Below are 16436 nucleotides of genomic sequence, written 5' to 3'. Positions count from 1 at the left end.
GGGGGGACCCTGTGGGAGAGTAGGACGCCGCCGAACAATCATTGTGGGAAAGCCCCGCACCTTCTGGTGCGGGGCTTTTCTGCGTTCCAGGGCCGCTTATCGTGGGGCCATGCGCTATGACCTGGTCGTCTTCGACAACGACGGTGTGCTCGTCGACAGTGAGCCTCTCGCCAACACCATCCTGGCCGGCTACCTGACCGAGCTCGGGCACCCCACCTCCTACGAGGACTCCCTGCGTGACTACATGGGGGCCGCCATCCACCGCGTACACGATCTGATCGGGGAGCGGACCGGGCAGCGGTTGCCGGCGGACTTCGACGAGACGCTGCACGCGCGCACGTTCGAGGGCTTCGAGCGGGAGTTGGAGCCGGTCGACGGGGTGACCGATGTGCTGAAGCGGCTCGTCGCCGCAGGGGTTCCGTACTGTCTCGCGTCCTCCGGGTCCCACGAGCGGATTCGAGTCGGGCATCGGAAGACCGGGCTCGACGCGTGGTTCAGGGACGAGAACATCTTCAGCGCCGAGGACGTCGGGCGGGGGAAGCCGGCGCCCGACCTGTTCCTGCACGCAGCCGCCCGTATGGGGATCGCGCCCGAGCGGTGCGTGGTCGTCGAGGACAGTCGGCTCGGGGTCCAGGCGGCCGTCGCCGCCGGGATGGACGTGTACGGGTTCACCGCGATGACGCCCGAGGAGAAGCTCGTCGGAGCCACCGGGTTCTTCGGCAGGATGGACGAGCTTCCGGCGATATTGGGGCTGTGATCCATCTACCCATGGGTAGACACGGGACCTACGCTGTGCCGCCATGACGGATGCGCGGTTGCGGCGTGGGCGGGGATCCCTGGCGGTCAGTTTCTTCGTGCAGGGAGTGACGTTCGCGCTCCTTGTGACCCGAATACCCGCGATCCAGGACCGGTACGGGATCTCCGACGGGCTGCTGCCCGTCTTCCTCGCGGCCGTGCCGATCCTCGCCGGTGTGTCCAGCGTGGCCACCGAGAAGGTTGTGGCGCGTGTGGGGCCGGGTGTCGTACTGCGGTGGTCTCAACCGCTCGTACTCCTCGGCCTGCTGGCCGTCGGGGCGGGGACGGAGCTGTGGCAGGCGGCCCTCGCCCTCGGGGTCTTCGGGCTCGCGGTCGGTGCGCTCGACGCGTCCATGAACATGCTCGGGGTGAGCCTTCAGCGGGCGTACGGGCGGAGCATCATGCTCGGCTTCCATGCCGCGTACAGCCTGGGCGGGATCGCGGGGGCCTCGCTGGCGTGGGTCGGGGCGCACTGGGACCTTCCGCTGTTCGTCTCGTATCTGCCCGTCGTGGCCGTGCTGTTGCCGGCGGCTCTCGTGGCGAGCCGGTGGTACGTGGGTGGGGGCGGTGGGGATTCCCCTGCGGCCTCGGTCGACATGGGGAAGGGCGAGAAGAGTGGGGTCGCGTTCACGCTGTTGCTGCCGCTCTGTCTCGTGATGACGTTCGCGTACATCGGGGACTCCACCGTCTCGAACTGGAGCGCCAAGTACCTCCAGGACGTGCTCGGCAGCTCGGAGGAGCTGGCGACCGTGCCGTACAACGCGTACATGGTGACCACGCTTCTCGGGCGGGCCGTGGGGGACTTCGGGGTGCGCAGGCTGGGGGCTGCCACGGTCGTGCGGTGCGGTGCGGTCCTCGCGGCGGTCGGGTTCGCGGTGGTGGCGGTGGCGCCCGGGGCCTGGGTGGGGATGGCCGGGTTCACGGTCCTCGGGCTGGGGCTGAGCGTGATCGTGCCGCAGACGTTCGCGGCGGCCGGGCGGCTCTTCCCCGGGGCGAGCGACGCGGCGGTCGCGCGGTTGAACGTCTTCAACTACGTGGGGTTCCTGATCGGGTCCCCGCTGGTGGGGGCGCTCGGGGACGCCTGGAGCTATCGGGGGGCGATGCTCGTGCCGATGGTGCTTGTCCTGGTGACCGTGGTGTATGCCACGTCGTTCGGTTCTCGGGAGGCCCGATACGGTGGCGGGCATGAGCGGCCGCGCACTGTTGATGTGGGATGAAGCTGTCACGCAGTACGACTTCGGGTCCGAGCACCCGATGGATCCGGTGCGCCTCGCGCTGACCATGGGGCTGGTGCGGGCGTACGAGCTCGACCGTGCCGTGGACGTGGTGGCGGCGAAGCCGGCCGGTGATTCGACGCTGCGGCTCGTGCACCGTGAGGACTATGTCGCGGCCGTACGGGCCGCGTCGGCCGATCCTCGGCACGCGGACCAGGCGTACGGGCTCGGTACGGTCGACGATCCGGCGTTCTCCGGGATGCACGAGGCGTCCGCGCTGATCGCGGGGCAGTCGGTCGGGGCGGCGGAGGCGGTGTGGCGCGGGGAGGCCGCGCACGCGGTGAACTTCGCGGGCGGGCTGCACCACGCGATGCCGGGTTCGGCGTCGGGGTTCTGCATCTACAACGACGCCTCTCTGGCGATCGCCAGGCTGTTGGAGCTGGGCGCGGAGCGGGTGGCGTACGTGGATGTGGACGTGCACCACGGGGACGGGGTGCAGGCGGCGTTCTGGGAGGACCCGCGGGTCCTGACGATCTCGCTGCACGAGCACCCGCGGACACTGTTCCCGCAGACGGGGTGGCCGGAGGAGACGGGCGCTTCGGGGGCCGCCGAGGGGTCCGCGGTGAACGTGGCGCTGCCGGCGGGGACCGGGGACGCGGGGTGGCTGCGGGCCTTCCACGCCGTCGTGCCGGAGCTGATCGCGGACTTCCGGCCGCAGGTCCTGGTGACCCAGCACGGGGCGGACACGCACTTCGAGGATCCGCTGGCGCATCTGGCGGTGTCGCTGGACGCCCAGCGGGCGGTGCAGGTGGCCTGCCATGAGCTGGCGCACGCGCACGTGGACGGCGGGAAGTGGGTCGCCCTGGGGGGCGGAGGGTACGCGGTGGTGGACGTCGTACCGCGGTCGTGGACGCATCTGGTGGGGATCGCCGGGCATGCGGAGATCGATCCGGAGTCGATGATCCCTTCGTCGTGGCGGGACCTGGTGTACGCGCGGACGCGGCAGCCGGGGCCGGTGCGGATGACGGACGGGCGGTGGCCGGTGGGCTGGCGCGAGTGGGAGGAGGGGTACGACCCCGCCGACCGGCTCGACCAGGCGGTGCTGGCGACGCGGCGGGCGGCGTTCCCGCTGCGGGGGCTGCTTCCGTAGCGGAGGGCGTAGACCCAACCCGTAGACCGATCCCGTAGACCGATCCCGTAGACCGATCTCGTCGGTCGAGTCCACAGGCCCAGCTCTGACGGGCCGGTGGTTACGCCGACTGTGGGCTCTCACAAGGGTTTTGGCCCGTCGTTCGCCCCGCTCCGGGAGCATCGAGAGGTGCTGAGTACCGGGGCGCTGCGGGCGCATCTGTTGGCGGCGGGGTTGGCCGGGACCGTGGCGACCTCGCGGGAGGAGAGTCTGCGGAGCTATCGGCTCTTCGCCGCGCGGGATCCGCGGGTGATGCTGGGGCTCGACCCCGAATGGGGGTGGGGCGAGGGAGACTTGCTGCGGCTGATGGCGGACAAGTGCGGGGTGTCGGGGGATCCGACGCACCGCTCGGGGCCCGATGTCATCGATCCGGAGCGGACGTTGAGCGCGCTGGAGGCGTTCGCCGAGCGGCTCGGCGAGGCGGCGGGACGGCGGGCTCCGGTGCTGTTCGGGACCGGTCATCCGCACCGTCTGTTGGGCTTCTACGGAGAACTCGCAGACGCTTTGTCGGCGGTGGGATGTCTTGTACTCACCCCCGCGCAGGGGAGATGTGTCGACATAACGACCCGGTTCGGTCTACGCACATACATCCTCGACTACGCGCGCGGTGTGGCGTTGGTGCGAGAACCCGGTCTGTCGGGAACGGGGCGTGAGACGGGGGCGCACACCCACTCGCCGCTGCCGGTTAGGGCCGCTCTGGAGGGGGTCGTGGAGGGCGGCTGGCCGCTTCCGGAACTTGTCGTGGGAGACCATGGATGGGTCTGCGGGGCAGGTCAGCTGGGTATCGAGGCCATCGGGCTCGCCGATACGGACGATCCCGCGCTGTTCGTGGGGGAGGCCGAGGGGCAGGTCTCCGTGGCCGTTCCGCTTGACGACGCGGTGCGCTCCGACCACTACCGGCCGCTCACTCGCTATGTACTCAATCGAGCGTGTCTGTCACGGTAAACGGCCGATGGCTGCTCCTCTTCCCCACTCGTACCACACGCCCCTAGTCTGGAGCGTGAGCGCACAGCGACGCAGGGTCACCGGAGGGGAAGCCGGTGGGCGTCGTGTGCGGAAGGTACAGGTGGGTCATGGCTGCTGGCGATAGGCCTCTCAACGAGGTCAAGTTTCTTACCGTGGCGGAAGTCGCCTCGGTGATGCGTGTGTCGAAGATGACCGTGTACCGCTTGGTGCACAGCGGTCATCTGCCGGCGATTCGGGTGGGCAGGTCCTTCCGGGTCCCGGAACAGGCGGTTCACGAGTACCTCAGGGAGTCCTTCGTGGGGGTGGAGACGGCTTAGCCGGGAGCTCCCGAACCCCTCGGATTACAAGCTCGGCGCTCGGGCCGGTAGGCTAGGCCGACGTAGGTCGTGTGGGCCCAGACGCCCCGCACCGAGTGAGAAGAAGTGAGCGAGGGTAGTCGTGGGCTCTGTTATCAAGAAGCGGCGCAAGCGGATGGCCAAGAAGAAGCACCGCAAGCTGCTCAAGCGCACCCGCGTTCAGCGTCGCAACAAGAAGTAAGCGACGGCTGTAACGACGGCTGTTTGTGCGTCGAGCGTGGCCCCCCACCGGTTTCGGTGAGGGGCCACGCTCTTTTTGGTGGGGATTTGTTGTCGGGTTCCACCCGGTTGCCCACGGCGGTCATCACGGCGCAACACCGAGGCGCTACGGTGGCGCACAGGGCCCGCGCGGGAGAATCCGGGCCCGTACCGACGGAGAACCGACGGAAGGCGCTGATCTTGGGCAAGGTCGTGCTCGTCACCGGTGCGGCCCGGCACCTCGGAGGCCGTTTCGTACGGCGTCTCCAGCGGGATCCCGAGGTGGACCGGGTGGTCGCCGTGGACGCGGTCGCGCCGACGCACGACCTCGGCGGGGCCGCCTTCGTACGGGCGGACATCCGCCAGCCCGCGATCGCCAGGGTGCTCGCGGAGCACGAGGTGGACACGGTGGTCCACATGGACGTGACGGGGATCGCGCTGGGCGCGGGGGGCCGTTCGTCCATCAAGGAGACCAACGTCATCGGCACCATGCAGCTGCTCGGTGCCTGCCAGAAGTCGCCGCGGATCGGGCGCCTGGTGATCAAGTCCAGTACGAGCGTCTACGGCTCCGCGCCCCGGGACCCGGCCGTGTTCACCGAGACGACCCCGCCGAAGTCGCTGCCGAGCGGTGGCTTCGCCAAGGACGCGGTCGAGGTCGAGGGGTACGTACGGGGCTTCGCGCGGCGCAGGCCGGACGTGGCCGTGTGCGTGCTGAGGTTCGCGAACATCCTGGGACCGCGGGTGGACTCCCCGCTGGCCGAGTACCTGTCGCTGCCGGTGATGCCGACCGTCTTCGGCTACGACCCGAGGCTGCAGTTCGTCCACGAGGACGATGTGGTCGACGTGCTGCACCTGGCGTCGGGCGAGCCGCGCCGGGCGACGCTGAACAGTGGCACGTTCAACGTGGCCGGGGACGGTGTGCTGCTGCTCTCGCAGTGCGCGCGACGGCTGGGGCGGCCGACGGTGCCGGTGCTGCTGCCCGCGGTCACGTGGGTGGGTTCGGCGCTGCGGACGGTCGGGGTGAGCGACTTCTCGCCGGAGCAGATCCGGCTCCTCACCCATGGCCGGGTGGTCTCCACGGTCCAGATGCGCGAGACGCTCGGTTTCACCCCTCGGTTCACGACGGCCGAGACGTTCGCGGACTTCGTCCGCAGCCGTGGGCCGGGGCTGCTGCCGCCCACGAAGCTCGCGGGGGCCGTGGACCGGGTCGCTGCCCGGCTGGATCAGAAGGAGCCCAGGTAACGATGGCGGACGCCAAGGTCATTCCGTTCGACGACGACCGTTCCCGGATGCGCCGGCGGCCCGGCAGGGCGGCCAGGGACGCCGCCGTGCGGGCTCTGCCGGGGCAGCACGGGCCGGAGGACGGTTCGGACGGTCCTCGGGCCGCAGGGCCCGGGGAGCCCCTGGAGGCCGTGGCCGGCCTGGAGGGCGTGGCGGGTCCGGATGGCGGAGCGGGGCAGGATGGCGGAGCGGGGCAGGCGCCGGTCTCCGAGGGGCGCCGGGAGGGGTGGGAGCGGCGGCTCGCCGGCGGTCTCGCGTTTCTGCGGCGGCGGGTGACGGGTGAGTACGAGGTCGACGAGTTCGGTTACGACAAGGAGCTCACCGACCAGGTCCTGATGTCGCTCGTGCGGCCACTGGCGGAGAAGTACTTCCGGGTGGACGTGAAGGGCGTGGAGAACATCCCGGCCGAGGGCGGTGCGCTGGTGGTGGCGAACCACTCAGGGACGCTGCCGCTGGACGGCCTGATGATGCAGGTCGCCGTGCACGACAACCATCCGGCGGGCCGTCATCTGCGGCTGCTCGCGGCGGACCTGGTCTTCATGCTGCCGGTCGTCAACGAGCTGGCCCGCAAGGCCGGGCACACGCTGGCGTGCGCGGAGGACGCGGAGCGGCTGCTGCTGGCCGGGGAGATCGTCGGTGTGATGCCGGAGGGCTTCAAGGGCATCGGGAAGCCGTTCAGCGAGCGGTACAAGCTCCAGCGCTTCGGCCGGGGCGGGTTCGTGTCGACGGCGCTGCGGGCCGGGGTGCCGATCGTGCCGTGCTCGATCGTGGGCGCGGAGGAGATCTACCCGATGCTCGGCAACGCGAAGACGCTGGCGCGGGTCCTGGGCATTCCGTACTTCCCGATCACGCCCACGTTTCCGTGGCTGGGGCCGCTGGGCGCGGTGCCGCTGCCGACGAAGTGGACGATCCAGTTCGGTGAGCCGATCCCGACGGACGGCTATCCGCCGGAGGCGGCGGAGGACCCGATGCTGATGTTCAACCTGACGGACCAGGTCCGCGAGCAGATCCAGCACACCCTCTACAAGCTGCTGGTACAGCGGAGGTCCGTGTTCTTCTGACCGGTGCTCTTCTGATCCGTGTGTACGTACGAGTGTGGGGCGCCCCCTCCTGGGAGGGGGCGCCCCACACTCGTCCTAGCGGGCGTCCTCGCTGTCGATGCCGAGGCCGGGGAGCAGGCCCGGGAGCAGCGGTGGCAGCGTGACGTCCGGCATCGGGGGCGCCGGATGGCTTCCCGAGGGGGTCGGGAGGGTGCCCGTCGGCGCGTTCTCGAGGAGTCCGCCGGTGTTTCCACCGAGCAGGCCGTCGTTCTCCGGGGAGCCCGTGCCCGGGCCGCTGCCCGAGGGCTGGGGCCTGGTGGAGCCTTCGCCGCCCGTGGTGGGGGCGGCGGGGGAGGACGGCGGGCGCTGGGTGTGCGTACGCGGTGGGCCCTGCGGGGTCTCGGCGCCGCCGCTTTCGACGGCGCCCTTCTCCGGGGTGCGCGGGAGCATGCCCTGGAGCGGTTCGACCTCTTCGTCTATGGCGACGAAGACGTCGTTCACCTCGTTGCCGACGTCGCTGAGCTGGACCGGCAGGCGGTCGCGCAGGCCGATCCAGGTGGAGCGGTGGGCCTGGGCGAAGGAGTTGAGCCGGGCCATCGGGCCGATCTCGCCGTCCCGTTCGTACGCCTGGCGCAGCAGCCGGTGGCCCTCGGAGGCGTCGTGCTTCATGCCGCCGAGGACGCGGCGGATCTCGCTGAGCGACTCGTGGTCGAGGTCGCCCGCGCGACCGCGCTCCATGAGTCTGCGGGCCTCGCTGAGCCGGGTCGACGCCTGGTCCAGGTAGATCCCGCCCCGGTCGGCCTCGTCGTCGGCCATCCCGAGCTTGATGTCTTCCATGCCGCGCTTCAGCCCGTAGAGCGAGTCACCCGGGAGGGCGTCGGAACTCGCAGCGGCCACACCGCTGAAAGCGCCCGCGGCCACACCGACCGTGAGCCCGCCCGCGGCGATGCCCTTCGACCAGCGGGAGCGGGGGCGCAATTTCCGGAGCGGGGAGGCCCGGTGGGCACCCCGCCCGCTCGATGTCCGCTGCTCCGGCACCGTAGGGCCCGCGGCTGCGCTCCCCTCCGCGAGCATCGCTTCCATGGCGGCGACGAGCTGGGCCCGTTGCACCACCTTGACCTCGGGGTCCATCGCCGGCTTCGGCAGCTCGCCGAGACCGGTCGCCAGGGCCAACAGCCGCCCTTGCTCGGCCGGTTCGGCCGACACCTCGGGCTGCTCGGCCGTCGCGTCCTCGGGCGTCCGATCATCCAAGGCCTGGGCGAAGGCGTTCGCCCGCCGGTGCGCCGATACGTTCGCGATCACTGGCGGCACCTCCTCTCGTCATGACGGTCGACTCCCCGGGGGGTCCGGAAGGTTGCACGCCTTGAACACATCCACACGAACGAGTGAGTGGCTGTGGGCATGGCGTGACCACAGGGAGCCTGCATCCCGCACAACGAGCGGCGCGGCACTTGGGTTACGCGCGAAAGATGATCGGACCAGTGCGTCATCGAGGCGTCACCGACTGTGAGTTGGACGGGGGTCGGGGGACATGGGGGGAGGGGTGGGCGAGGGGGCGCGACGCGGTGGGTGGGGGGCGCGTGTGGGGGGCGCGAAGCGGTCAGCGGGCGTCGTCCGGGAGCAGGCGCGCCAGGGTGCGCACGGCCCGGTACTGGAGGGTCTTGATCGCACCCTCGTTCTTGCCCATGACCCGGGCCGTCTCGGCGACCGAGAGGCCCTGCAGGAAGCGCAGGGTCACGCACTCCTGCTGTTGGGGGTTGAGCCGGCGGACGGCGTCGAGGAGTGCCGCGTTGGAGAGGGACTCCAGGACCGAGTCCTCGGGGCTGCGCTCGACCTCGTTGGCGTCGAGCATCTCGCCGGTGGTGACCTCGAGCCGGAAGCGGCTGGACTTGAAGTGGTCGGCGACCAGGTTGCGGGCGATGGTCACCAGCCAGGCGCCGAAGTCGCGGCCCTGCCAGGTGAAGGTGGAGATCCGGCGCAGGGCGCGCAGGAAGGTCTCGCTGGTGAGGTCCTCCGCCGTCGCCTTTCCGCCGACGCGGTAGTAGATGTAGCGGTAGACGGTGTCGCTGTACTGGTCGTACAGCCGGCCGAAGGCCTCGGCCTCACCGGCCTGGGCGCGTTCGACGAGGTCCATCATGCGCGCGCTGTCGCTGTCGGCGGTGGGGCGGCGGGCGGCGGTCGAGGTTCCGGTGCCGCCGCGGCTGCCCCTTCTGCCGACAGCGGCTCCGCTTTCGGCGAGGGCATAGCAGGGACCGGCGGGTGCCGGTGCGGCGAAGGCAAAGGCGGGGACAGGGCCGGCGTACGCGGTGGGGACGAAGCCGCGCAACTGGTCGAGGACCGTTGCGCGCAGCGTAGCCAGGCCCGAGGCGTCAACCCCGACGTGTGGGTACACGGGACTCCCAGAGGCAGAGCTTCCATCACGTGCAGTGCGAAACCGTTCACTCGTCGTGGCGACGTGTGGGTTCCGTTATGCGTCTGAGGAGAATAACGCTTCGTACAGGCAGCACTACACCCAGTTGCTCAAATCATCGATTCCGTCGCATCTGTTACTGCTTGTGGGCGGGATCGATCGCGCTTCGTGACCGGTTGTTGATCGAATTACTTCCGAGTGTGACTGCGTGCACGCTCTGTTGTGCTCAAGTGCTAGGGCGTGGAGTGATCCGCCCCGCTGCGGGGTAAGAAGCCGCGAATGCGCCTGAGTCGACCTGTGCGGTCGTGTTCGACCACGGACGGGTGAGGGGCGTTGGTCCCGGGTTGTCGCAGATGATCGCAGCCGAAACGTATCGGCAGCCTGCTGCCACGCCGTCCCGGGACGGGGCTTGGCTCGGGGCCGGGACCCGGGACCCCGGGACGTGGGTCAGCGGCGGCGGCGGTGCAGGGCGACCGCGGCGGCCGTGCCGCCCGCGAGCGCGCCGACGCCCGCCGCGGCCGGGATACCGACCTTGGCGGCCTTGCGGCCCGTCCGGTAGTCGCGCAGCCGCCATTCACGGGCTTTGGCGTGCTTGCGCAGCTTGGTGTCCGGGTTGATGGCGTACGGGTGGCCGACCAGCGAGAGCATCGGGATGTCGTTGTGCGAGTCGCTGTAGGCCGCGCAGCGGTTGAGGTCCAGGCCCTCGGCGGCGGCCAGCGCGCGCACGGCCTCGGCCTTGGCGGGTCCGTGCAGGGGTTCGCCGACGAGCTTGCCGGTGTAGACGCCGTCGACGGACTCGGCCACCGTGCCGAGCGCCCCGGTCAGGCCGAGGCGGCGGGCGATGATCGTGGCCGTCTCGACGGGCGCGGCGGTGACGAGCCAGACCTTCTGGCCGGCGTCGAGGTGGGCCTGGGCGAGCGCGCGTGTGCCGGGCCAGATGCGGTCGGCCATGTATTCGTCGTAGATCTCCTCACCGATGGTCATCAGCTCGGAGACGCGGTGGCCCTTGACGATGGAGAGGGCGCTGTCGCGGGCGTCCTGCATGTGCTCGGGGTCCTCGACGCCGGCGAGCCGGAACCACGCCTGCTGCCAGGCGAAGCGGGCCAGTTCGCGGCGCTGGAAGAACTTCCGCTTGTACAGGCCGCGGCCGAAGTGGAAGATCGCGGCGCCCTGCATCACGGTGTTGTCGAGGTCGAAGAAGGCGGCGGCCTCGGAGTCGCCCACGACGGGGAACTCGGGCTCTGCGGGCTTCTCGGGGGAGACGGCCTCGGCGCGCGCCGCGGTCTCCCGTTCCGCTTCGAGCTGTTGCGAGGTCTTGCGCGCCGCCTCTGCGGCGGCCTCGCCTGCCAGAACGCTGCGCGCGGTGGCGGAGCGCCTACGGGGGGTGAGCCATCCCATTGCGGCCATGTCGTGAGCATAGCCAGTCTGTTCGGTACTTCCCGACCTGTCGGGATGCCGAGGCGTGAACACTCCGCGACTCTCCTGTTAAACGGACATTGGGGGCAAGCTGGATACAGGGGGTACGGCTCCGCGGGCCGGGGGCAGCGGTCGGCGCGGCGCAGAATGGACGGCATGTTTGGACGAGCGAAGAAGAACACCCCCGCCGCTCCTGACGCCGCCGCGCGGACGGTGACGCTGATCGGGAAGCCGGGCTGTCATCTCTGTGACGACGCCCGGGCCGTGATCGAAGCGGTCTGTGCGGAGACCGGGGCGCGCTGGGAGGAGAAGGACATCACCCAGGACGAGGAGCTCCACCGGGCGTACTGGGAGCAGATTCCGGTGGTCCTGGTCGACGGCGAACAGCACACCTTCTGGCGTGTCGACGCCGGGCGGCTCCGGCGTGAACTGGGTGGCTGACGAGAAGAGGGCTACCATCGTGGACGCTTTGTTGGGTTTCGGGGGCGTGATCGCGAGGAGTGTGTACGGTTTTGCCCCCTTCGGGTTCTCAACGGGCTGGTGCGCTCCATGGTTCCGTCCTGACGCGAACCGGATGCGTGACCCCGGTCACTTTGGCCGGACAAAACGGACACCATCTTTGTGCACGCGTTCACAAAGACATAGCCTGCATTCGACGGGGCGGTCTTGGGACACACGGCCGCCTGCAGCCCCGCTCATCCCGCAGGAGCACCGTGGCAACTGGCCGAACTCACCGACCGGCGACTCGTAGCCGAGGAATTCCCGAGGCCACCGTCGCCCGGCTTCCGCTGTATCTGCGTGCGCTCACCGCACTGTCGGAGCGCTCCGTACCCACGGTCTCCTCCGAGGAGCTCGCCGCGGCGGCGGGCGTCAACTCCGCGAAGCTGCGCAAGGACTTCAGCTACCTCGGCTCGTACGGGACGCGTGGCGTCGGCTACGACGTCGAGTACCTCGTCTACCAGATCTCCCGTGAGCTCGGCCTGACGCAGGACTGGCCCGTCGTCATCGTCGGTATCGGTAACCTCGGCGCCGCGCTCGCCGGCTACGGCGGCTTCGCCTCCCGTGGCTTCCGGGTCGCCGCGCTCATCGACGCCGACCCCGCCATGACCGGCAAGCCGGTCGCCGGGATCCCCGTCCAGCACAGCGACGACCTCGAGAAGATCATCGAGGAGGACGGCGTCTCCATCGGCGTCATCGCGACCCCGGCAGGCGTCGCCCAGCAGGTCTGCGACCGGCTCGTGGCCGCGGGGGTCACCTCCATCCTGAACTTCGCCCCGACCGTGCTCTCCGTGCCCGACGGCGTGGACGTGCGCAAGGTCGACCTCTCCATCGAGCTGCAGATCCTCGCCTTCCACGAGCAGCGCAAGGCCGGTGAGGAGGCCGAGAACGAGGCCGCCGCCGTGCCGGCGCCGCCCGTGCCCCTCGGTGCCGCCGGCCAGGCGCAGCCCAAGTCCACCGGTCGTAAGGGACCCGACGGGGACGTCCCCGCCGTGATGCCGGCATGAGCCTCCTCGTCGTCGGCCTCAGCCACCGCAGCGCACCCGTCTCCGTCCTGGAGCGGGCCTCGCTCGCCTCGGACACCCAGGCCAAGCTGCTGCAGGACACCCTCGCCGCCGAACCGGCCGCCGAGGGCGCGGTCCTGGCCACCTGCAACCGCATCGAGCTCTACGCCGACGTGGACAAGTTCCACGCCGGTGTCGCCGAGCTGTCCACGCTCCTCGCCCAGCACAGCGGCGTCGGGCTCGAGGAGCTCACCCCTTATCTCTACGTGCACTACGAGGACCGGGCCGTCCACCACCTCTTCTCGGTGGCCTGCGGGCTCGACTCCATGGTCGTCGGCGAGGGTCAGATCCTCGGCCAGATCAAGGACGCCCTCGCACTCGGCCAGGACCTGCACACCGCGGGCCGGCTCCTCAACGACCTGTTCCAGCAGGCGCTGCGGGTCGGCAAGCGTGCCCACAGCGAGACCGGCATCGACCGGGCCGGGCAGTCGCTCGTCACCTTCGGGCTCCAGCAGCTCGCCGACGGGGCGGACGTCGACACCTGGGCCAAGGGCAAGCGCGCGCTCGTCATCGGCGCCGGTTCCATGTCCTCGCTCGCCGCCGCCACCCTCGCGCGCGTCGGCGTCTCGGAGATCGTGATCGCCAACCGTACGGCCGCCCGCGCCGACCGGCTGGTCCAGATCCTGACCGAGCCCGGTGGTACGGGCGTGGCCGCCCGGGCGGTCGAGATGGTTGCCGTCGGCGACGAACTGACACGTGCCGACATCGTCGTCTCCTGTACCGGAGCCACCGGTCTCGTCCTGTCCGGCGACGCCGTCGAGGCCGCGATGGCGGGCCGTGCGGCCCCGCTCGCCCTGCTCGACCTCGCCATGCCCCGCGACATCGACGCCGCCGCCCACCGCATGCCGGGCGTCCGCCTCGTCGACATCGAGTCGCTCGCCGAGGCCTCCGCCGACGCGCCCATGGCCGCCGACGTCGACCAGGTCCGCTCCATCGTCGCCGACGAGGTGGCCGCCTTCGGCGCCGCCCAGCGCGCCGCGCACATCACCCCGACCGTCGTCGCGCTGCGGACCATGGCCGCCGACGTCGTCGCGGGCGAGGTCGCCCGGCTGGAAGGGCGCCTGCCCGACCTCGACGACAAGCAGCGCGCCGAGATCACCCAGACCGTGCGCCGGGTGGTCGACAAGCTCCTGCACGCGCCGACCGTGCGGGTCAAGCAGCTGGCCAGCGAGCCCGGCGGCGCCGGGTACGCCGACGCGCTGCGGACACTCTTCGACCTCGACCCGGAGACGGTCGCCTCCGTCTCACGGGCCGACCTGAATGACGCCGACGTCAAGAACCGAGGGCGAGTATGACCGAGAGGGCACTGAGGCTCGGGACCAGGCGCAGCAAGCTCGCCATGGCCCAGTCCGGGCAGGTGGCCGACGCCGTGCGGCGGGCGACCGGCCGGTCCGTCGAGCTCGTGGAGATCACGACGTACGGGGACGTCTCCCGTGAGCACCTCGCGCAGATCGGCGGCACGGGCGTGTTCGTCGCCGCCCTGCGCGACGCGCTCCTGGCCGGCGAGGTGGACTTCGCCGTCCACTCCCTGAAGGACCTGCCGACCGCGCAGCACCCCGAGCTTGTGCTGGCCGCCATCCCCGAGCGCGAGGACCCGCGCGACGTCCTCGTCACCCGCGAGGGGCTCGCGCTCGACCGGCTGCCCTCGGGCGCCCGGATCGGGACCGGTTCGCCGCGCAGGACCGCTCAGCTCAACGCGTACGCGCGCAGCCATGGGCTGACCATCGAGACCGTGCCGATCCGCGGGAACATCGACACCCGCGTCGGATACGTACGAAGCGGAGAGCTGGACGCGGTGGTTCTCGCCGCGGCCGGTCTCAACCGCATCGGCGGGACGGCGGAGCTCACCGGCTCCCTGTCGCTCGACCACCTGTCGGTCGACTCCGTCCTGCCCGCCCCCGGCCAGGGGGCACTGGCGATCGAGTGCCTGGCGTCCGACGCCGACCTCGTCGCCGCGCTCGCCGTGCTCGACGACCCGCTCACCCGGGCCGCCGTGACCGCCGAGCGCTCCCTGCTCGCCGCCCTGGAGGCCGGCTGCTCCGCACCCGTGGGTGCGCTGGCCGACCTGCTGGCCGAGGATTCCGGCCGCGGGCAGATTGTCACCGAAATGCGCCTGCGTGGCGTCGTCGGCACCACCGACGGCTCGACGCTGGTGCAGCTGTCCACCACCGGTCCCGTACCCGCGTCGCACGACGAGGCGATGGCGCTCGGACGCGAACTCGCGGACGAGATGCTCGCCAAGGGTGCGGCCGGTCTTATGGGGGAGCGAGCACTTTGAGCCCCACCAGCCCGACCACCAGCCCCGCGCCCGCGGCCGTCTTCGGACACGGGAGCGTCACTTTCCTCGGAGCCGGACCCGGCGACCCCGGACTGCTGACGCTCCGGGCAGTCGAAGCCCTCGCCGGCGCGGACGTCCTGATCGCCGAGCCCGAGGTGCTCGAAGTAGTCCGGTGCCATGCGCGCGCGGGGGTGAGCACGCCTGAGCTGACGGTTGTTGACGAGGCGTCAACAACCGCCGGTGTCCCCGTGTTGAGGGATGCGACCAATCTTGTCATGGAGGCCGCACGGGGCGGCAAGCGGGTCGTCCGTGCGGTGACCGGCGACCCCGGCCTCGACGGAAACGCAGGTCAGGAGATGCTCGCCTGCGCCGCCGAGGGCATCCCCTTCGAGGTCGTGCCCGGTGTCGCCACGGCCGTGGGCGTCCCCGCGTACGCCGGTGTCCCGCTGCGCGACGCGCAGGGCACCGACGTGCGGTTCGTGGACGCCCGTACCGCGGACGACCGTTGCTGGACCGAGGTCGGTGCCTCGGACGGCACCGTCGTCGTGTCCACCTCCCTGGACGCGGTGGCGGCGGCGGCCGGTGAACTGGTGGCGGCTGGCCGTAAGCCGGACACCCCGCTCACCGTGACCATCGGCGGCACGACGACCCGGCAGCGGACCTGGACCGCGACGCTCGGGACCATCGCCCAGGTCTTCAAGCAGGGCAAGGTGCTCCCCTCGCCCGAGGGCCACCGGCCGGTCATAGCCGTGGTCGGCGAGCGCAGCGCCCCGGCGCAGCGGGACCAGCTGGCGTGGTTCGAGTCCAAGCCGCTCTTCGGCTGGCGGGTGCTCGTGCCGCGCACGAAGGAGCAGGCCGCGTCGCTCTCCGACCAGCTGCGTTCGTACGGTGCGGTGCCGCACGAGGTGCCGACGATCGCCGTCGAGCCGCCTCGGACGCCGCAGCAGATGGAGCGTGCGGTCAAGGGTCTGGTGACCGGGCGGTACGAGTGGATCGCCTTCACCAGCGTGAACGCCGTGAAGGCGGTGCGGGAGAAGTTCGAGGAGTACGGGCTCGACGCGCGGGCCTTCGCCGGGATCAAGGTCGCGGCGGTGGGCGAGCAGACGGCCGCGGCGCTCGTGGACTTCGGTGTGAAGCCGGACCTGGTGCCGAGCGGTGAGCAGTCGGCTGCCGGTCTTCTCGAGGACTGGCCGCCCTACGATCCCGTTTTCGATCCGATCGACCGGGTGTTCCTGCCGCGGGCCGACATCGCGACGGAGACGCTGGTCGCGGGGCTCATCGAGCTCGGGTGGGAGGTCGACGACGTCACCGCCTACCGGACGGTGCGGGCGTCGCCGCCGCCGGCGGACACGCGCGAGGCGATCAAGGGCGGCGGCTTCGACGCCGTGCTCTTCACGTCGTCGTCCACCGTGCGGAACCTGGTGGGTATCGCGGGGAAGCCGCACAACGTGACGGTCATCGCCTGTATCGGTCCGGCCACCGCGAAGACGGCGGAGGAGCACGGGCTGCGGGTCGACGTCCTGTCGCCGGAGCCGTCGGTGCACAAGCTCGCGGAGGCGCTGGCGGACTTCGGTCTGCGGCGGCGGGCGGCGGCGCTGGAGGCGGGGGATCCGGTGACGCGACCGTCGGAGCGGCGACCGGGTGCGCGGAGGCGTCGGACCACGTGACGCTGAAGTGACTTGGGGTGCGGGACCTTGCCGGGTCCCGCACCCCGGTGCGTTTCGGGGCCTT

At 70.9% G+C, this 16436-nt stretch carries 16 protein-coding genes; 13 read left to right on the top strand and 3 right to left on the bottom strand.

Features of this window, described 5'->3' with window-relative positions; genetic code table 11:
* Window positions 1–109: 109 nt before the first annotated feature.
* From ACGFYP_RS33495 to ACGFYP_RS33460, 8 genes are all read left to right on the top strand, one after another.
* Window positions 110–757 (top strand): HAD family hydrolase, encoded by a 648-nt coding sequence (locus tag ACGFYP_RS33495; RefSeq protein ID WP_393501678.1) that lies wholly within the window; start codon window positions 110–112, stop codon window positions 755–757.
* Between the two features lie 43 nt (window positions 758–800).
* Window positions 801–2012, top strand: coding sequence for an MFS transporter (locus ACGFYP_RS33490; protein WP_393501676.1), 1212 nt, complete (start codon window positions 801–803; stop codon window positions 2010–2012).
* Window positions 1981–3159 (top strand): acetoin utilization protein AcuC, encoded by a 1179-nt coding sequence (locus tag ACGFYP_RS33485; protein ID WP_393501674.1) that lies wholly within the window; start codon window positions 1981–1983, stop codon window positions 3157–3159. The genes ACGFYP_RS33490 and ACGFYP_RS33485 overlap by 32 nt, the downstream gene beginning before the upstream one ends.
* A 168-nt stretch (window positions 3160–3327) precedes the next feature.
* Window positions 3328–4143 (top strand): phosphatase, encoded by an 816-nt coding sequence (locus ACGFYP_RS33480; RefSeq protein ID WP_393501672.1) that lies wholly within the window; start codon window positions 3328–3330, stop codon window positions 4141–4143.
* Window positions 4144–4271: 128 nt separating this feature from the next.
* Window positions 4272–4481 carry a helix-turn-helix domain-containing protein gene (locus ACGFYP_RS33475; RefSeq protein WP_158988220.1) on the top strand — a complete coding sequence of 70 codons (210 nt, stop codon included), beginning with the start codon at window positions 4272–4274 and terminating at the stop codon, window positions 4479–4481.
* 121 nt (window positions 4482–4602) lie between these two features.
* Window positions 4603–4701, top strand: a complete 99-nt coding sequence (locus ACGFYP_RS33470) for a 30S ribosomal protein bS22 (RefSeq protein ID WP_003948845.1) — start codon at window positions 4603–4605, stop codon at window positions 4699–4701.
* Window positions 4702–4919: 218 nt separating this feature from the next.
* Window positions 4920–5960: an NAD-dependent epimerase/dehydratase family protein gene (locus tag ACGFYP_RS33465; RefSeq protein WP_393501669.1), complete on the top strand. Its 1041-nt coding sequence runs from the start codon at window positions 4920–4922 to the stop codon at window positions 5958–5960.
* Between the two features lie 2 nt (window positions 5961–5962).
* Window positions 5963–7060 carry a lysophospholipid acyltransferase family protein gene (locus ACGFYP_RS33460; RefSeq protein WP_393501667.1) on the top strand — a complete coding sequence of 366 codons (1098 nt, stop codon included), beginning with the start codon at window positions 5963–5965 and terminating at the stop codon, window positions 7058–7060.
* Window positions 7061–7135: 75 nt separating this feature from the next.
* On the opposite strand, the gene ACGFYP_RS33455 is transcribed toward ACGFYP_RS33460, so the two are convergent.
* From ACGFYP_RS33455 to ACGFYP_RS33445, 3 genes are all read right to left on the bottom strand, one after another.
* Window positions 7136–8341 (bottom strand): DUF5667 domain-containing protein, encoded by a 1206-nt coding sequence (locus tag ACGFYP_RS33455; RefSeq protein ID WP_393501665.1) that lies wholly within the window; start codon window positions 8339–8341, stop codon window positions 7136–7138.
* 298 nt (window positions 8342–8639) lie between these two features.
* Window positions 8640–9431 (bottom strand): ECF subfamily RNA polymerase sigma factor, BldN family, encoded by a 792-nt coding sequence (locus tag ACGFYP_RS33450; RefSeq protein ID WP_361964681.1) that lies wholly within the window; start codon window positions 9429–9431, stop codon window positions 8640–8642.
* Between the two features lie 465 nt (window positions 9432–9896).
* Window positions 9897–10856, bottom strand: a complete 960-nt coding sequence (locus ACGFYP_RS33445; protein WP_393501663.1) for an HAD family hydrolase — start codon at window positions 10854–10856, stop codon at window positions 9897–9899.
* Window positions 10857–11012: 156 nt separating this feature from the next.
* Here ACGFYP_RS33445 and ACGFYP_RS33440 point away from each other — a divergent pair, with 156 nt between their 5' ends.
* The 5 genes from ACGFYP_RS33440 to ACGFYP_RS33420 all read left to right on the top strand — a co-directional run bounded on the left by ACGFYP_RS33440 (window position 11013) and on the right by ACGFYP_RS33420 (window position 16372).
* Window positions 11013–11306, top strand: coding sequence for a glutaredoxin family protein (locus tag ACGFYP_RS33440; protein ID WP_393501661.1), 294 nt, complete (start codon window positions 11013–11015; stop codon window positions 11304–11306).
* 272 nt (window positions 11307–11578) lie between these two features.
* Window positions 11579–12370, top strand: coding sequence for a redox-sensing transcriptional repressor Rex (locus ACGFYP_RS33435; protein ID WP_393501659.1), 792 nt, complete (start codon window positions 11579–11581; stop codon window positions 12368–12370).
* Complete coding sequence (locus tag ACGFYP_RS33430) at window positions 12367–13722, top strand: glutamyl-tRNA reductase (protein ID WP_361964673.1); 1356 nt, start codon at window positions 12367–12369, stop codon at window positions 13720–13722. The genes ACGFYP_RS33435 and ACGFYP_RS33430 overlap by 4 nt, the downstream gene beginning before the upstream one ends.
* Window positions 13719–14705, top strand: coding sequence for a hydroxymethylbilane synthase (hemC, locus tag ACGFYP_RS33425; protein WP_361964671.1), 987 nt, complete (start codon window positions 13719–13721; stop codon window positions 14703–14705). Before ACGFYP_RS33430 ends, hemC begins: the two co-directional genes overlap by 4 nt.
* A complete protein-coding gene (locus tag ACGFYP_RS33420) occupies window positions 14702–16372 on the top strand; it encodes a uroporphyrinogen-III synthase (protein ID WP_361964669.1) in 1671 nt (556 codons plus the stop codon). The genes hemC and ACGFYP_RS33420 overlap by 4 nt, the downstream gene beginning before the upstream one ends.
* The last annotated feature ends 64 nt before the right edge of the window (window positions 16373–16436 follow it).

This window comes from Streptomyces sp. NPDC048370 (genome assembly GCF_043200825.1).
Taxonomy (GTDB): domain Bacteria; phylum Actinomycetota; class Actinomycetes; order Streptomycetales; family Streptomycetaceae; genus Streptomyces.
Note: the sequence above shows the minus strand (reverse complement) of the source record. Positions and strands in the feature narration are given on the sequence as shown.